Origin of the sequence: Clavibacter michiganensis, from assembly GCF_016907085.1 — a bacterium.
GTDB lineage: Bacteria > Actinomycetota > Actinomycetes > Actinomycetales > Microbacteriaceae > Clavibacter > Clavibacter michiganensis_O.
This window is the reverse complement of record NZ_JAFBBJ010000001.1, coordinates 1842963-1860448: the sequence shown is the minus strand read 5'-3', so window position 1 is coordinate 1860448 and position 17486 is coordinate 1842963. Positions and strand designations below refer to the sequence as shown.

At 69.5% G+C, this 17486-nt stretch carries 13 protein-coding genes; 11 read left to right on the top strand and 2 right to left on the bottom strand.

Annotation, left to right across the window (positions count from 1 at the left end):
* Window positions 1-35: 35 nt before the first annotated feature.
* A complete protein-coding gene (locus tag JOE38_RS08535) occupies window positions 36-893 on the bottom strand; it encodes a spermidine synthase (RefSeq protein ID WP_204575717.1) in 858 nt (285 codons plus the stop codon).
* 53 nt (window positions 894-946) lie between these two features.
* Complete coding sequence (locus tag JOE38_RS08530) at window positions 947-1615, bottom strand: MBL fold metallo-hydrolase (RefSeq protein WP_204575716.1); 669 nt, start codon at window positions 1613-1615, stop codon at window positions 947-949.
* A gap of 305 nt (window positions 1616-1920) precedes the next feature.
* Here JOE38_RS08530 and rpoB point away from each other — a divergent pair, with 305 nt between their 5' ends.
* From rpoB to fusA, 11 genes are all read left to right on the top strand, one after another.
* Entirely contained in the window at window positions 1921-5409 is a 3489-nt protein-coding gene (gene rpoB / locus JOE38_RS08525) for a DNA-directed RNA polymerase subunit beta (RefSeq protein ID WP_204575715.1), read from the top strand.
* Between the two features lie 48 nt (window positions 5410-5457).
* Window positions 5458-9357, top strand: a complete 3900-nt coding sequence (locus JOE38_RS08520) for a DNA-directed RNA polymerase subunit beta' (RefSeq protein ID WP_045929308.1) — start codon at window positions 5458-5460, stop codon at window positions 9355-9357.
* Between the two features lie 187 nt (window positions 9358-9544).
* The gene (locus JOE38_RS08515; RefSeq protein ID WP_239545336.1) at window positions 9545-10024 is read left to right on the top strand and encodes a hypothetical protein; all 480 of its coding nucleotides are present in this window, start codon (window positions 9545-9547) and stop codon (window positions 10022-10024) included.
* Window positions 10025-10216: 192 nt separating this feature from the next.
* A complete protein-coding gene (locus JOE38_RS08510) occupies window positions 10217-11065 on the top strand; it encodes an amino acid ABC transporter substrate-binding protein (protein ID WP_204575713.1) in 849 nt (282 codons plus the stop codon).
* A gap of 44 nt (window positions 11066-11109) precedes the next feature.
* Complete coding sequence (locus JOE38_RS08505) at window positions 11110-11775, top strand: amino acid ABC transporter permease (RefSeq protein WP_012297746.1); 666 nt, start codon at window positions 11110-11112, stop codon at window positions 11773-11775.
* Window positions 11762-12607 carry an amino acid ABC transporter ATP-binding protein gene (locus tag JOE38_RS08500; RefSeq protein WP_239544783.1) on the top strand — a complete coding sequence of 282 codons (846 nt, stop codon included), beginning with the start codon at window positions 11762-11764 and terminating at the stop codon, window positions 12605-12607. The genes JOE38_RS08505 and JOE38_RS08500 overlap by 14 nt, the downstream gene beginning before the upstream one ends.
* A gap of 73 nt (window positions 12608-12680) precedes the next feature.
* Window positions 12681-13670, top strand: a complete 990-nt coding sequence (locus JOE38_RS08495) for a hypothetical protein (protein WP_204575711.1) — start codon at window positions 12681-12683, stop codon at window positions 13668-13670.
* Window positions 13671-13689: 19 nt separating this feature from the next.
* Window positions 13690-14115: a DUF6121 family protein gene (locus JOE38_RS08490; RefSeq protein WP_307838848.1), complete on the top strand. Its 426-nt coding sequence runs from the start codon at window positions 13690-13692 to the stop codon at window positions 14113-14115.
* 265 nt (window positions 14116-14380) lie between these two features.
* The gene (gene rpsL / locus JOE38_RS08485; RefSeq protein WP_012039312.1) at window positions 14381-14755 is read left to right on the top strand and encodes a 30S ribosomal protein S12; all 375 of its coding nucleotides are present in this window, start codon (window positions 14381-14383) and stop codon (window positions 14753-14755) included.
* Window positions 14755-15225, top strand: a complete 471-nt coding sequence (gene rpsG / locus JOE38_RS08480; RefSeq protein ID WP_012039311.1) for a 30S ribosomal protein S7 — start codon at window positions 14755-14757, stop codon at window positions 15223-15225. Before rpsL ends, rpsG begins: the two co-directional genes overlap by 1 nt.
* Window positions 15226-15272: 47 nt before the next feature.
* Window positions 15273-17387, top strand: coding sequence for an elongation factor G (gene fusA, locus JOE38_RS08475; protein WP_194634904.1), 2115 nt, complete (start codon window positions 15273-15275; stop codon window positions 17385-17387).
* Window positions 17388-17486 lie beyond the last annotated feature (99 nt).

Here is a 17486-nt window from a genome sequence, read left to right as displayed (position 1 = left end):
TGGATCGGCGGGCGTCGATGCCCGGGGGAGGCCGGTCAGGGCTTCGTCTGGAAGATGCTGCGGGCGGGGGAGGGGGACGGGACGGCGGTCGCGTCGGTGACCACGGAGGCGCCCGCGATGAAGTCGGCGAGCTCGCGCCCCTCGACGACCTTGGCGGGATGCGGGCCGCCCGCGAGGAGACGCGGCACGAAGTCGAACGGCAGGGGTGTCGCGGACGCGGCGAACACGACGTTGCCGAACCGCCGGCCCTTCAGCACCTGCGTCTCGGCGAGCGCGGCCACGTGCGGCAGCACGTCCTGGATGGTCGCGGCCTGGCCGCGCGCGAACCGCAGCCCGTGGCCGTCGGCGACGTTGACCGTCATGATCCCGCCGGGCGCGAGGAACGCCGCGGCCTCCGCGTAGAAGTCGCGGCTGGTGATGTGGGCGGGCGTGCGCGCGCCGCTGAAGACGTCCACCACGACGAGGTCCACGGATCCGCGGAGCCCCTGCGGCAGGCGCCCCATGACCTCGCGGGCGTCCCCGTACCGCAGCCGGATGGAGGCCTTCCGCGACCAGGGCAGGTGCTCGCGCACGAGCTCCACGAGGTCCTGCTCGAGCTCGATGACCTGCTGGCGGGATCCGGGACGGGTCGCCTCGACGTACCGCGGGATGGTGAGCGCGCCGGCGCCCAGGTGCAGCGCGGTGACGGGCTGGCCCGGGTCGCCGAGGAGGTCGATGACGTGTCCCATGCGCTGCACGTACTCGAAGAACAGCTCGCCCGGGTCGTCCATGTTGACGTGGGACTGCGGCGTCCCGTCGACCACGAGCTGGTACGCCCCCGGCACGAACCGGTCGGGCTCGATGACGGCCCGGTGCCCGCTCAGGGACAGGACGGTCGACGGGTGCTCGGGCATCTCCTCAGCCTAGGCGTCCGGTCGGCGCCCGGACCCGGCCGCCGGGCGTCCCGTCACCAGCCGCGCGAGCGCCACTCGGCGAGGGATCCGCGCTCCGCTCCGAGCGTCGTCGCGTCGCCGTGGCCGGGGTGCACGTGCGCGTCGTCGGGGAAGCGCGCGAAGACCCGCTCCTCCACGTCGTCCATGAGCTGCCGGAAGCGGTCGGCGTCGCCCTGCGTGTTCCCGACGCCGCCGGGGAAGAGCGAGTCGCCCGTGAAGAGGTGCGTGCTGCCGTCGCCCGGCTGCAGCACGAGCGCGAGGCTGCCGGGCGTGTGCCCGCGGAGCGCGACGACCTCGAGCGTCACGCCCCCGAAGGCCACCTGGTCGCCGTGCGCGAGGCGCCGGTCGGCGTCGACGGGCAGGTCGGCGGCGTCCGCGTCGCCCACGGCGGACGTCGCGTCGGTCGCGTCGAGCACGGCGGCGAGGGCGCCGTGGTGGTCGGCGTGGCCGTGGGTGGTGACGACGACGGCGAGGCGGCCCACGGGATCTGGCTCCGCCACGAGGGCCAGCAGCCGGTCGACGTCGGCCGCCGCGTCGACGAGCAGGCGCTCGCCGGAGTCGAGGTCGGTGAGGAGGTACGCGTCGTTGTCCATGGGCCCCACGGACGCCTTCCGGATCTCCACGTCGCCCGCGACGTGCACGTGCGAGGGGCCGCCGGGGGACACGTGCCAGGGTGCGCTCATGCCCCGACGCTACGCGGCCGGAGGGGCCGTGCGGCAGGGCAGCCGGACGTTATACACCGAGACACGCCGAGGATGCAAGATTCCGCTGGACATGGCGCGTCGCGACCCGTATGGTGATCCTTTGCGCTCCCACTCCCTTTTGCCTTCATATTGCGGTCGGTCATCGTGTGCGCTCGGGTCCATCCCGAGCCCATCCCGCGAGGTGTGGCGAGCAACTCCATCAGGATCGGCACGGGTCACGTCCCGGGTCGGTCTCGGCGTATCGACGACATCGGAGCCCGACGGGGCCCACGGAGGTAATTTCCTTGGCTGCTGCGCGCAACGCAACTCCCACTCCCCAGAACGGTCGCGACGCATCGCGGCTCTCGTTCGCGAAGATCACTGACACCCTCACCGTCCCCGACCTCCTCGCCCTGCAGACCGAGAGCTTCGACTGGCTCGTCGGCTCGGACGCGTGGAAGCGGCGCGTCGAGGAGGGCACCGCGCAGGGTCGCACCGACCTGGCGCTCAACTCGGGCCTCGAGGAGATCTTCGAGGAGATCTCCCCCATCGAGGACCTGGGCGAGACCATGCAGCTCGGGTTCACCAACCCGTACCTCGAGGAGCAGAAGTACTCCATCGACGAGTGCAAGGAGCGCGGCAAGACCTACTCCGCTCCCCTCTACGTCGAGGCCGAGTTCATGAACCACCTCACGGGTGAGATCAAGACCCAGACGGTCTTCATGGGCGACTTCCCCCTCATGACGGAGAAGGGCACGTTCATCATCAACGGCACCGAGCGTGTCGTCGTGTCCCAGCTCGTCCGCTCGCCCGGCGTGTACTTCGAGCGCCAGCAGGAGAAGACCTCCGACAAGGACATCTACTCCGCCCGCGTCATCCCGTCCCGCGGCGCCTGGCTCGAGTTCGAGATCGACAAGCGCGACCAGGTCGGCGTGCGCATCGACCGCAAGCGCAAGCAGTCGGTCACCGTGTTCCTGAAGGCCCTCGGCCTCACCAGCGAGCAGATCCTCGAGGAGTTCAAGGGCGTCGCGTCCATCGAGCTCACGCTCGAGAAGGACTCCATCCTCACCAAGGAGGAGGCCCTCAAGGACATCTACCGCAAGCTGCGTCCCGGCGAGCAGGTCGCCGCCGAGGCCGCCCGCGCGCTGCTGGACAACTTCTACTTCAACCCGAAGCGCTACGACCTGGCGAAGGTGGGTCGCTACAAGATCAACCGCAAGCTCGGCATCGACAAGCAGCTCACCGACTCGGTGCTGACGGTCGAGGACATCCTCGCGACCATCAAGTACCTCGTCTCGCTGCACGCGAACGAGACGAAGATGAACGGCACGCGCGACGGCAAGCCCGTCGAGCTGCGCCTCGACGTGGACGACATCGACCACTTCGGCAACCGTCGCATCCGCGCGGTCGGCGAGCTCATCCAGAACCAGGTGCGCACCGGTCTGTCCCGCATGGAGCGCGTCGTCCGCGAGCGCATGACCACGCAGGACATCGAGGCCATCACGCCGCAGACCCTGATCAACGTGCGCCCCGTCGTCGCCGCGATCAAGGAGTTCTTCGGCACGAGCCAGCTGTCGCAGTTCATGGACCAGAACAACCCGCTCGCGGGTCTCACCCACAAGCGCCGCCTCTCGGCGCTCGGCCCGGGTGGTCTGTCCCGTGAGCGCGCCGGCGTCGAGGTCCGCGACGTCCACCCGTCGCACTACGGCCGCATGTGCCCCATCGAGACCCCGGAAGGCCCGAACATCGGCCTGATCGGCTCGCTGGCGTCGTTCGCCCGCATCAACTCGTTCGGCTTCATCGAGACCCCGTACCGTCGCGTCGTCGACGGCGTGGTCACGGACACGATCGACTACCTCACGGCCAGCGAGGAGGACGAGTTCCTCGTCGCCCAGGCCAACGCGCCCCTCACGAAGGACTTCCGCTTCGCGGAGGACCGCGTCCTCGTCCGCCCCAAGGGCGGTGAGGTGGAGCTCGTCGCGAAGGAGAACGTCCACTACATGGACGTCTCCCCGCGCCAGATGGTGTCGGTCGCGACCTCGCTCATCCCGTTCCTCGAGCACGACGACGCGAACCGGGCCCTCATGGGCGCGAACATGCAGCGTCAGGCCGTCCCGCTGCTGCGCAGCGAGAGCCCGCTCGTCGGCACCGGCATGGAGGGCTACGCGGCGATCGACGCCGGCGACGTCCTCACCGCCGACGCCTCGGGCGTCGTGCAGGAGGTGTCGGCCGAGGTCGTCACCATCCAGCTCGACGAGGGCGGCACGCAGACCTACTACCTGCGCAAGTTCGACCGCTCCAACCAGGGCACGAGCTACAACCACCGCGTCCTGGTCTCGGCCGGCGACCGCATCGAGGCCGGCGAGGTCATCGCCGACGGCCCCGCCACGGAGAACGGCGAGCTCGCGCTCGGCAAGAACCTGCTCGTCGCGTTCATGCCGTGGGAGGGCCACAACTTCGAGGACGCCATCATCCTGAGCCAGAACCTGGTCAAGGACGACACCCTCTCCTCCATCCACATCGAGGAGTACGAGGTCGACGCGCGCGACACCAAGCTCGGCAAGGAGGAGATCACCCGCGACCTCCCCAACGTCAGCCCGGAGCTGCTCGCCGACCTCGACGAGCGCGGCATCATCCGCATCGGCGCCGAGGTCCGCCCCGGCGACATCCTCGTGGGCAAGGTCACGCCGAAGGGCGAGACCGAGCTCAGCGCCGAGGAGCGCCTGCTGCGCGCGATCTTCAACGAGAAGAGCCGCGAGGTCCGCGACACGTCCCTGAAGGTGCCCCACGGCGAGCAGGGCACGATCATCGGCGTCAAGGTCTTCGACTCGCAGGACGGCGACGACGAGCTCGGCTCGGGCGTCAACCAGCGCGTCGTGGTGTTCATCGCGCAGAAGCGCAAGATCACCGAGGGCGACAAGCTCGCCGGCCGTCACGGCAACAAGGGCGTCATCTCCAAGATCCTGCCGGTCGAGGACATGCCGTTCCTCGCCGACGGGACCCCGGTCGACGTCATCCTCAACCCGCTCGGCATCCCCGGCCGCATGAACTTCGGCCAGGTCCTGGAGACCCACCTCGGGTGGATCGCCAAGCAGGGCTGGGAGGTCGAGGGCAAGCCGAAGTGGGCCGAGCGCCTGCCGGACCACGCGCGCCAGGCTCCGGCCGGCACGAAGGTCGCCACCCCGGTGTTCGACGGAGCGCTCGAGGAGGAGATCGCCGGCCTGCTCGACTCGACGACGGTCACCCGCGACGGCGACCGCCTCATCGGGTCCACGGGCAAGACGCGCCTGTTCGACGGCCGCTCCGGCGAGCCGTTCCCCGAGCCCGTCTCGGTCGGCTACATGTACATCCTGAAGCTGCACCACCTGGTGGACGACAAGATCCACGCGCGCTCGACGGGTCCCTACTCGATGATCACGCAGCAGCCCCTGGGCGGTAAGGCCCAGTTCGGCGGCCAGCGGTTCGGCGAGATGGAGGTCTGGGCGCTCGAGGCCTATGGCGCCGCGTACGCGCTGCAGGAGCTCCTCACCATCAAGTCGGACGACATCCTCGGCCGCGTGAAGGTGTACGAGGCCATCGTCAAGGGCGAGAACATCCAGGAACCGGGTATCCCCGAGTCCTTCAAGGTCCTGATCAAGGAGATGCAGTCCCTCTGCCTGAACGTCGAGGTCCTCTCGGCCGACGGCCAGGCGGTCAGCCTGCGCGACACGGATGACGAGGTCTTCCGCGCGGCGGAGGAGCTCGGCATCAACATCTCCACCCGCTTCGAGTCGTCCAGCATCGACGACATCTAAGCCCGTTCACGACTTTCGACTCGAAGCTTTCCAAGGAGAGAAGGAAAATTGCTCGACGTAACAACTTTCGATGAGCTGCGGATCGGCCTGGCCACGGCCGACGACATCCGCCGCTGGTCGCACGGTGAGGTCAAGAAGCCCGAGACCATCAACTACCGCACGCTGAAGCCCGAGAAGGACGGCCTCTTCGGAGAGCAGATCTTCGGACCCAGCCGCGACTGGGAGTGCTCCTGCGGCAAGTACAAGCGGGTGCGCTTCAAGGGCATCGTCTGCGAGCGCTGCGGCGTGGAGGTCACCAAGTCCGCGGTCCGCCGCGAGCGCATGGGCCACATCGAGCTCGCCGCGCCCGTCACGCACATCTGGTACTTCAAGGGCGTCCCGTCGCGCCTCGGCTACCTGCTCGACATGGCGCCGAAGGACCTCGAGAAGGTCATCTACTTCGCCGCCTACATGGTGATCAGCGTGGACGAGGATGCTCGCCACGAGGACATGCCGGGCCTCGAGAACGAGCTCCGGCTCGAGATCAAGACCCTGCAGGACCAGCGCGACAGCCAGATCGCCGAGCGCCTCGGGCGTCTCGAGACGGACCTGGCCGCGCTGGAGGCCGAGGGCGCCAAGAGCGACCAGAAGCGCCGCGCGAAGGACGGCGCCGAGAAGGAGATGGGTCAGACGCGCAAGGCGTTCGACGAGGACATCTCCCGTCTCGAGCGCGTCTGGGAGGAGTTCCGCAGCCTCAAGGTCGGCGAGCTCAAGCCCGAGGACGCCGTCTTCCACGAGCTGCAGGACCGCTTCGGCATCTACTTCGAGGCCCACATGGGTGCCGAGGCGATCCAGAAGCGCCTGGAGGCCTTCGACCTCGAGGCCGAGGGGGAGCTGCTCCGCGAGCAGATCGCCACCGGCAAGGGCCAGAAGAAGATCCGCGCCATCAAGCGCCTGCGCGTCGTCAGCTCCTTCCTCGCCACCGGCAACTCGCCGGCCGCGATGGTGCTGCAGGTCGTCCCGGTCATCCCGCCGGAGCTGCGCCCGATGGTGCAGCTCGACGGCGGCCGCTTCGCGACCAGCGACCTGAACGACCTGTACCGCCGCGTGATCAACCGCAACAACCGCCTCCGTCGTCTGCTGGATCTCGGCGCCCCCGAGATCATCGTGAACAACGAGAAGCGCATGCTGCAGGAGGCCGTCGACGCGCTGTTCGACAACGGCCGCCGCGGGCGTCCCGTCACGGGCACCGGCAACCGCGCGCTCAAGTCCCTCAGCGACATGCTGAAGGGCAAGCAGGGCCGGTTCCGCCAGAACCTGCTCGGCAAGCGCGTGGACTACTCGGGCCGCTCGGTCATCATCGTCGGGCCGCAGCTCAAGCTGCACCAGTGCGGTCTGCCCAAGCAGATGGCGCTCGAGCTGTTCAAGCCGTTCGTCATCAAGCGCCTGATCGACCTGAGCCACGCCCAGAACATCAAGGCCGCCAAGCGCATGGTCGAGCGCAGCCGCGGACAGGTCTGGGACGTGCTCGAGGAGATCATCCGCGAGCGCCCCGTGCTGCTCAACCGCGCGCCCACGCTCCACCGTCTGGGCATCCAGGCGTTCGAGCCCCAGCTCGTGGAGGGCAAGGCCATCCAGCTGCACCCGCTCGTCTGCGCCGCGTTCAACGCGGACTTCGACGGCGACCAGATGGCCGTCCACCTGCCCCTGTCGGTCGAGGCCCAGGCCGAGGCGCGCATCCTGATGCTCGCCTCGAACAACATCCTCAAGCCGTCGGACGGACGCCCGGTCACCCTGCCCACGCAGGACATGATCATCGGCCTGCACCACCTGACCACCCTCAAGGAGGGCGTCGCCGGTGAGGGTCGCGCGTTCAGCTCGGTGGCCGAGGCCATCCTGGCGAAGGACCAGCTCTCGCTGGACCTCAACGCCAAGGTGCGCATCCGCCTGCACGACATCTACTTCGGCGAGGGCGAGGCGCCCGAGGGCGTCGAGCTCGACGAGAAGGGCAAGACGGTCGGCCCCGTGCTGCTCGAGACCACCCTCGGTCGCGCGCTGTTCAACGAGACCCTGCCGGTCGACTACCCCTACATCGAGGCCGTCGCCGACAAGGGCAAGCTCTCCGAGATCGTCAACGACCTCGCCGAGCGCTACCCCAAGGTGGAGGTCGCGGCAGCGCTCGACCGGATCAAGGACGCGGGCTTCTACTGGGCCACGCGCTCCGGCGTCACGGTCGCCCTCTCCGACGTGCTGACCCCGCCCACCAAGGCGGCCATCCTGTCGGGCTACGAGAAGCAGGCCGCCAAGGTCCAGGGCCAGTTCGAGAAGGGCCTCACGACGAACGCCGAGCGTCGTCAGGAGCTCATCGAGATCTGGAACAAGGCCACTGCCGAGGTCGCGAAGGCGATGGAGGACAACCTCCCCGCCGACAACAACATCAACCGCATGGTGTCCTCCGGGGCACGAGGCAACTGGATGCAGGTCCGCCAGATCGCCGGCATGCGCGGCCTCGTGTCGAACCCGAAGGGCGAGATCATCCCCCGCCCGATCGTCCACTCGTACCGCGAGGGCCTGACGGTGGCGGAGTACTTCATCTCCACCCACGGTGCTCGCAAGGGACTGGCCGACACCGCGCTGCGCACCGCCGACTCCGGGTACCTCACCCGTCGTCTGGTGGACGTGTCGCAGGACGTCATCATCCGCGAGGACGACTGCGGCACCGGTCGCGGTCTCGACCTGCCGATCGCCACGAAGGCCGCTGACGGCTCGTCCGTCCGCGACTCCAACGTGGAGAACTCGGTGTACGCCCGCTCGCTGGCCGCCGACGCGGTCAACGAGGCCGGCGAGGTCGTCGCCCCCGCGGGCAGCGACGTCGGCGACGTCATGATCGACCACCTGATCGCGGCCGGCGTGCACGAGATCAAGGTGCGCTCGGTCCTGACGTGCGAGTCCGCCGTCGGCGTGTGCGCGGCCTGCTACGGCCGCTCGCTCGCCACGGGCAAGCTCGTCGACATCGGCGAGGCCGTCGGCATCATCGCGGCCCAGTCGATCGGCGAGCCCGGCACGCAGCTCACGATGCGCACCTTCCACACCGGTGGTGTGGCATCGGCGGACGACATCACGCAGGGTCTGCCCCGCGTGCAGGAGCTCTTCGAGGCCCGCACCCCCAAGGGTGCGTCGCCCATCGCGGAGGCCGCCGGTCGCATCACGATCGAGGACACGGATCGCAGCCGCAAGGTGATCCTGACCCCGGACAACGGCGACGAGCCGCACATCTACCCGGTGCTCAAGCGCGCGACCCTCCTCGTCGAGGACGGCCAGCACGTCGAGCTCGGGCAGCAGCTGCACGTCGGCGCCATCGACCCGAAGGAGGTCCTCCGGGTCAAGGGCGTGCGTGAGGTGCAGAAGCACCTCGTGGGCGGTGTCCAGGGCGTCTACCGCTCGCAGGGCGTCCCGATCCACGACAAGCACATCGAGGTCATCGTGCGGCAGATGCTGCGCAAGGTCACGGTCGTCGAGCACGGCGACACGGACCTCCTCCCCGGTGAGCTGGTCGACCGGGCCCGCTACAACGAGGTCAACCGCGCCACGCTGACGGAGGGCAAGAAGACCGCCTCCGCCCGCCAGGAGGTCATGGGCATCACCAAGGCCTCGCTCGCGACCGAGTCGTGGCTGTCGGCCGCGTCCTTCCAGGAGACGACCCGCGTGCTCACGCAGGCCGCCATGGAGGGCAAGTCCGACCCGCTGATGGGCCTCAAGGAGAACGTCATCATCGGCAAGCTGATCCCGGCCGGCACGGGGCTCGCGAAGTACCGCGACGTCACCGTCACCGCGACGGAGGAGGCCAAGGCCGAGCGCTACCCGAACCGCATCTTCACGGATGAGTCGGTGTTCAACGAGTCCGACCTGAGCTTCGTCGACTTCGACAGCTTCAGCTCGGACGACTACACGCCCGGCACCTACAACTAGGAACGCCGGCGCGTGAGCGCACGATGAGAAGGGCCCCGCTCCGGCGGGGCCCTTCCTCGTCCTGGGGGTGCGTGTCGCGCGCCCCCGTCCCGCCGCGCGCGTGCCCCCGGGTCGGGCGCCGCCGCGGCGATACAGTGGGCGGACCCGGCGGCACCCGACGCCGGGGACCCGAGGAGGCGTCGTGCGGATGCTGGAGGACGTGGTCCTGGCGTGGCGGGCGCACGCGCTCCGCTACGCGACCGAGACGCCGACCGCGTCCGGCACGGGATCCGGATCCTGTCCCGCCTGCGACGCCTCGCCCTTCACGGACCAGGAGGCGATCCCCCGGGACGCGCCCCACACGGCGATCCACCCGCTGATCGCCGCCCTCGAGGTCGCGCGCGCCGAGGCGGCCCGCGACGCGCGTGAGCGCCACTACCGCGAGACACGCGGACCGGTCTACCGCGAGCACCCCTTCGGCATGCCCGCGTTCGTCGACTACGGGGAGCGCGAGGAGGAGATCCAGCAGGCGGTGGACCAGGCGATGGCGCGCGAGCTCGCCCCGCTCGCGCCCGTGATCCGCCAGGCGCTCGACCGGTTCGTGGCCCTGCGCCTCCAGGAGCTCGAGGGCGAGATCGGCCCGCTGCCCGACGGCCGTGACGGGACCGACCCCGAGCCGCTCTTCTAGCCGCTGCGGGTGCGGGCGCTCGGGCCGGCTCCGTCATCCGGCGACATGGGAATACCGACACGACGAGGGCGTTGAGACCATGGCGGTCGGCGCGCCCGGACGGGTTCCGAGCACCAGGCGCCGCAGCACCGCGCACAGCACCCGCACGAGGCGATCCCGCTCCCGAGATCCGCCGTGACCGCAAGGACCCCCATGACGCTCCGCTCCCGCCTCCGTCCCTCCCTCGCCCTCACCGGCCTCCTGGCCGTGGCCGCCCTCGGCCTCGCGGGCTGCGCCTCGGGCGACGCGGGCAGCGGATCCGCGCCCGACGCGTCCGGCACCCCGGCCGCCGCGACGAGCCTGTCCGACGTCAAGGCCAAGGGCGAGCTCGTCATCGGCACCGAGGGCACGTACTCGCCGTTCTCCTTCCACGAGGGTTCCGGCTCGGGCGCGCTCACGGGCTACGACGTCGAGGTCGCGACCGCGGTCGCCGACAAGCTCGGCGTGAAGCCGGTCTTCGAGGAGACCCAGTTCGACGGGATCTTCGCGGGCCTCGAGGCGGGCCGCTGGGACGTCATCGCCAACCAGATCTCCATCACGGACGAGCGCAAGACGGTCTACGACTTCTCCGAGCCGTACACGGTCTCGCCCGGCGTGATCATCGTCAAGGGCTCCGACTCGGGCATCTCCTCGTTCGCCGATCTCAAGGGCAAGACCACGGCCCAGTCGCTCACGAGCAACTGGAACAAGCTCGCCACCCAGAGCGGCGCCAAGGTCGAGGCCGTCGAGGGCTTCGCGCAGGCGGTGACGCTCCTCCAGCAGGGCCGTGTCGACGCGACCATCAACGACCGCCTCACGCTCCTCGACTACCAGAAGCAGCAGGGCGACTCCGACCTGCAGGTGGCCGCCGAGACCGACGACCCGTCGCTCAGCGCGCTCGTCTTCCGCAAGGGCAGCGACGACCTCGTGACCGCCGTCGACCAGGCCCTCGCCGACCTCCGCGCCGACGGCACGCTCGCGTCGATCTCCGAGAAGTACTTCGGCGCGGACGTCTCGCAGTAGCCGCCCGCGTACGCTGACGCACGAGGACGAGACGAGGGGATCGCATGTCGAGGGAGTGGGACCTGTTCTGGTCGTCCTTCGGGCCGCTCGCGCTCGAGACGATCCGCGGCACCATCCCGCTCGCCCTCGTCACGTTCGCGCTGGGCCTCGCGATCGCGCTGGGCCTCGCGCTCATGCGCCTCTACGGCAACCGGCTCGTGTCGGGCATCGCGCGCTTCTACATCTCCGTGGTGCGCGGCACCCCGCTCCTGGTGCAGCTGTTCGTGATCTTCTACGGCCTGCCGTCCATCGGCGTCGTGCTGCCGCCGTGGCCGAGCGCGGTCATCGCCCTGTCGCTGAACGTCGGCGGCTACGCGGCGGAGATCATCCGGGCGTCGATCCTCTCGGTCCCGCGCGGGCAGTGGGAGGCGGGCCACACCATCGGCATGTCCCGCGCCCTGACGCTCCGGCGCATCATCGTGCCGCAGGCCGCGCGCGTGTCCGTGCCGCCGCTGTCGAACACGTTCATCAGCCTGGTCAAGGACACGTCCCTCGCCTCCGTGATCCTCGTGACCGAGCTCTTCAAGCAGGCGCAGCTCATCGCGTCGTCCACCTTCGAGTACATGCTGCTGTACCTCGAGGCGGCCCTGATCTACTGGCTCGTCTGCCTCGTGCTCTCGTTCGCGCAGACCCGCCTCGAGAGGAGGCTCGACCGGTATGTCGCCCACTGACCCCGTCGATCCCGCAGCGGCGCCCGCCCCGCACCGCGTGCCCGGCGAGCCCGTCCTCACCGTCCGCGGCCTCCGCAAGTCGTTCGGCGACAACGAGGTGCTCCGCTCCATCGACCTCGAGGTCCGGCGCGGCGGCGTGACCGCGCTCATCGGCCCGAGCGGATCCGGCAAGACCACCGTCCTCCGCTCCCTCAACGGGCTCGAGGTGCCCGAGGAGGGCGTCGTCGAGGTCGCCGCGGCCGACGCCGACTCCCGATCGCGGACGACCGGCCCGCTCCGCGTCGACTTCGCCGCGAAGCCGCGCACCCGCGAGCTGCTCGCGCTCCGCGACCGCTCGGCGATGGTCTTCCAGCAGTACAACCTGTTCCCGCACAAGACCGTCCTGGAGAACGTCATCGAGGGCCCCGTGCAGGTCCAGCGACGACCCGTAGCCGAGGCGACCCGGGAGGCCGAGGAGCTCCTCGCGCGCGTCGGCCTCGCCGACAAGAGGGACCAGCACCCGTTCCAGCTGTCCGGCGGGCAGCAGCAGCGCGTGGGGATCGTGCGCGCGCTGGCGCTCCGGCCGCAGATCCTCCTGTTCGACGAGCCGACGTCCGCCCTCGACCCCGAGCTCGTGGGCGAGGTGCTCAGCGTCATCAAGGAGCTCGCCGATGAGGCGTGGACCATGGTGATCGTCACGCACGAGCTCGCCTTCGCCCGCCAGGTGGCCGACGAGGTGGTGTTCATGGACGGCGGCGTCGTGGTCGAGCGCGGGCACCCGTCGCAGGTCCTGCAGCACCCGGCGGAGGAGCGCACGCGCCGGTTCCTGCAGCGGCTCCTCGAGCCCTTCTAGCCGCTCGCGCCCATCTCGGCGCTCCCCGGCACGCCGCCCGGGCAGCGCGGCGCCGTCGAGGTAGGTTCGTGCCATGACCGACGACAGGCCCGCCCCGCACCGACAGCCCGACGAGGCCGACCAGCCGCTGGATCCCCGCACCTCGGACGAGCGCGCCGCCGCCTTCGACGACGGCCCCGCCGACCGCGGTGCCGACTCCGCGCACTCCGACACCTCGACCTTCGACCAGACCGCGTTCGCCGCCCCCGTCGACGACGACCACGACGCCCGCGAGCGCGAGCGCCGCGAGTCCGAGGCCCGCGTCGCCGAGGCCCGCGAGCGTGACGACCGCGAGCGCGAAGCCCGTGAGGCGGAGGCGCGCGAGGCCGAGGCGCGCGAGGCGGAGGCCCGCCAGCGCGACGTCGAGGACCGGGAGCGCCGCGAGCGCGAGGCCCGCGAGGCCGACGCCCGCGAGCGCGACGAGCGCGACCGCCGTGCCCGCGACGAGGAGTCCGCGCGCCAGTCGCAGTCCCAGCCCATCTACGTCCAGGCGCCCGTCCCACCGGAGAAGCGCGGCAACCGCGGCTTCGGCGTGCTCATCGCGGTCGTCGCCGCCATCCTCTTCGCGCTGCTCTACTCGCTGGGCACGGCCCTGCTCGCCTCGGTGCGGAACACCGACGCGTTCGGCGAGGTCTTCGGCCGCTACATCGCGTCGCCCGTCTTCTACGTGCCGACCATCGCGTTCCTCGTGTTCTTCGTGCTGCTCGCGCTCCTCGTCAACCGGGGCCGCTGGTGGGCGTTCGTCCTCGGCGGTCTGCCGGTCGCGATCCTCGTCTACGCCGCGTACGTCGGCACGCGCCTCCTCCAGGGCGGCGTCATGGACCTGGCCCCGTCGGAGCAGGCGCTCCTGCTCCAGCGCACCGTGACCTTCCCCGACGGGATCCTCGCGGGCTTCCTCGCGCGTGAGCTCGTCACCTGGCTCGGCGCCGGCATCAGCGCCCGCGGCCGCCGGGTCAAGGCCAAGAACGTCGAGGCCCGTGCCGAGTACGACCGGAAGCTGGCGGAGCAGCCGGACCACCGCTGACGCGTGTCAGGCTGGGGGAGTGATCCCCCTCCTGGCCGCCGTCATGCACGTCGCGCTCGTCGTGTGCGTCTTCGGCTTCGTCGCGCTGCTGGGCGGTGACGACGTGATCCCCGAGCGCGACGCGGGCGTCCTCCTCGGACCCGTCATGGTCGTGAGCGCCACTCTGGTCTTCGCCGTCGGCCTCATCCGCACCACCCGCGAGGCCGATCGCATGCGGCGGATCCCGGTCCTGCCGGTCCTCGGGTGGGGAGCAGCCGCCTGGCTCGCGTACGGGATCCTCGGCGCCGCCCTCTACCTCCTGGGCGGCGCGGACGTGTTCGCGAGCCTCGCGTTCGCCCTCCGGCACCTCGTCGATCCGTTCGGCGTCGCCGTGCTCGGCATCTCCGCGCTGCTGGGTCTCGGCGCCGTCGCCCTGGCGGCCCGCGGCCCCTCGTCCACCGTTTGACCGGCGAGTCGCGGAACTGTATCGTTGCCGAGGTGTGCGCTCAGGCGTGCGCTCGTGTCGTGCCGTGAAGTCGGTGCGCGCGGGCCGACCAGGAGCGCACCGATCAGGGTTCGTCCATTCGGCCGGCCCCCACGGCATACCCGCCGGCGCCTCCCACTCCCGTGGTCGGCGGACGCGCGGGTCCAGTTGAACTCGATCCCCGCTCGCGGGCGTCGAATGCTGACCATCAACCCGCTGTCACCGTGCAGCATCGAGGAGTCCCGTAGTGCCCACCATCCAGCAGCTGGTCCGCAAGGGCCGCACGCCGAAGGTCGTCAAGACCAAGGCGCCCGCCCTGAAGGCGAACCCCCAGCAGCGCGGCGTCTGCACCCGCGTCTACACGACCACGCCCAAGAAGCCGAACTCGGCCCTGCGCAAGGTCGCCCGCGTCAAGCTCAGCAACGGCCAGGAGGTGACGGCCTACATCCCCGGTGAGGGCCACAACCTGCAGGAGCACTCCATGGTGCTCGTCCGCGGCGGTCGCGTGAAGGACCTCCCCGGCGTGCGCTACAAGATCGTCCGCGGCGCGCTCGACACCCAGGCCGTGAAGAACCGCAAGCAGGCTCGCAGCCGGTACGGCGCGAAGATGGAGAAGAAGTAATGCCTCGCAAGGGTCCCGCCCCCAAGCGCCCTGTCGTCGCAGATCCCGTCTACGGTGCGCCGATCGTCAGCCAGCTCGTCAACAAGATCCTGCTCGACGGCAAGAAGGGCCTCGCCGAGAAGATCGTCTACGACGCCCTCGCCGGCGTCGCCGCGAAGAACGGCCAGGACGCCGTCGTCACGCTGAAGAAGGCGCTCGACAACGTCCGCCCGGCCCTCGAGGTCCGCTCGCGCCGCGTGGGTGGCTCCACCTACCAGGTGCCGATCGAGGTCAAGCCGCACCGCGCGAACACCCTCGCGCTCCGCTGGCTCACGACGTACGCCAAGTCGCGTCGCGAGAAGACCATGACCGAGCGTCTCACCAACGAGATCCTCGACGCATCCAACGGCCTCGGTGCCGCGGTCAAGCGCCGCGAGGACACCCACAAGATGGCCGAGTCGAACAAGGCCTTCGCGCACTACCGCTGGTAGTCGACCACCTCGTTCGACAGCACCACCAACCCCTTTCGGAGGAACCTGTGGCACAGGACGTGCTCACCGACCTGAACAAGGTCCGCAACATCGGCATCATGGCTCACATCGATGCCGGCAAGACCACCACCACCGAGCGCATCCTGTACTACACGGGCATCACTCACAAGATCGGCGAGGTCCACGACGGCGCCGCCACGATGGACTGGATGGCCCAGGAGCAGGAGCGCGGCATCACCATCACGTCCGCCGCGACGACGTGCTTCTGGAACAAGAACCAGATCAACATCATCGACACCCCCGGGCACGTCGACTTCACCGTCGAGGTGGAGCGTTCGCTCCGCGTCCTCGACGGCGCGGTCGCCGTGTTCGACGGCAAGGAGGGCGTCGAGCCCCAGTCCGAGACGGTGTGGCGCCAGGCCGACAAGTACGACGTGCCGCGCATCTGCTTCGTCAACAAGATGGACAAGCTCGGCGCCGACTTCTACTTCACGGTCGACACGATCATCAACCGCCTCGGCGCGAAGCCGCTGGTCATCCAGCTGCCCATCGGCTCCGAGAGCGGCTTCGAGGGCGTCATCGACCTCGTCGAGATGCGCGCGCTGACCTGGCGCGGCGACTCCAAGGGAGACGTCGAGCTCGGTGCGAAGTACGACATCGAGGAGATCCCCGCGGATCTCAAGGACAAGGCGGACGAGTACCGGGCCAAGCTGCTCGAGACCGTCGCCGAGACCGACGACGCGCTGCTCGAGAAGTACTTCGGCGGCGAGGAGCTGACGGTGGCGGAGATCAAGGCCGCCATCCGCAAGCTCACCGTCAACAGCGAGATCTACCCCGTGCTCTGCGGCTCCGCGTTCAAGAACCGCGGCGTCCAGCCGATGCTCGACGCGGTGATCGACTACCTCCCCAGCCCGCTCGACGTGCCCCCCATGGAGGGCCACGACGTGCGCGACGAGGAGAAGATCATCATCCGCAAGCCCGACTCGACCGAGCCCTTCTCGGCGCTCGCGTTCAAGGTCGCGGTGCACCCGTTCTTCGGTCGTCTCACGTACGTCCGGGTCTACTCGGGCACCATCGCGAGCGGCTCGCAGGTCATCAACTCGACCAAGGGCAAGAAAGAGCGCATCGGCAAGATCTTCCAGATGCACTCCAACAAGGAGAACCCGGTCGACTCGGTCACCGCCGGTCACATCTACGCGGTCATCGGCCTCAAGGACACGACCACGGGCGACACGCTCTGCGACCCGCAGGACCAGATCGTCCTCGAGTCGATGACGTTCCCCGAGCCCGTCATCGAGGTCGCGATCGAGCCGAAGACCAAGGCCGACCAGGAGAAGCTGGGTGTCGCCATCCAGAAGCTCGCCGAGGAGGACCCGACCTTCCGCACCGAGCAGAACCAGGAGACCGGTCAGACGGTCATCAAGGGCATGGGCGAGCTCCACCTCGACATCCTGGTCGATCGCATGAAGCGCGAGTTCAACGTCGAGGCCAACGTCGGCAAGCCGCAGGTCGCGTACCGCGAGACCATCCGCGGCACGGTCGACAAGCACGACTTCACGCACAAGAAGCAGACGGGTGGATCCGGGCAGTTCGCCAAGATCCAGATCAAGATCGAGCCCATGGAGGTGACCGCGGAGAAGACCTACGAGTTCGACAACAAGGTCACCGGCGGTCGCGTCCCCCGGGAGTACATCCCGTCGGTGGACGCGGGCATCCAGGACGCGCTCCAGGTCGGCATCCTCGCCGGCTACCCGATGGTCGGCGTGAAGGCGACGCTGCTCGACGGTGCCGCGCACGACGTCGACTCCTCGGAGATGGCGTTCAAGATCGCCGGCTCGATGGCCTTCAAGGAGGCCGCGCGCAAGGCGAAGCCCGTGCTGCTCGAGCCGCTCATGGCCGTCGAGGTCCGCACGCCCGAGGAGTACATGGGCGACGTCATCGGCGACCTGAACTCCCGTCGCGGCCAGATCCAGGCCATGGAGGACGCGAGCGGCGTGAAGGTCATCACCGCGAACGTCCCCCTGTCGGAGATGTTCGGCTACGTCGGCGACCTGAGGAGCAAGACCTCGGGCCGTGCGGTGTACTCGATGAGCTTCGGCAGCTACGCCGAGGTCCCGAAGGCTGTCGCCGACGAGATCGTCCAGAAGAACAAGGGCGAGTAGCCCTCCAGTTCGAGCGGCATCCGCCGTTTCAGTACCATAAGCAAGATCTCCAACACGCAGGGCGTCCGGGAACCACCGGACGCCCCGCAACCGAGTCCT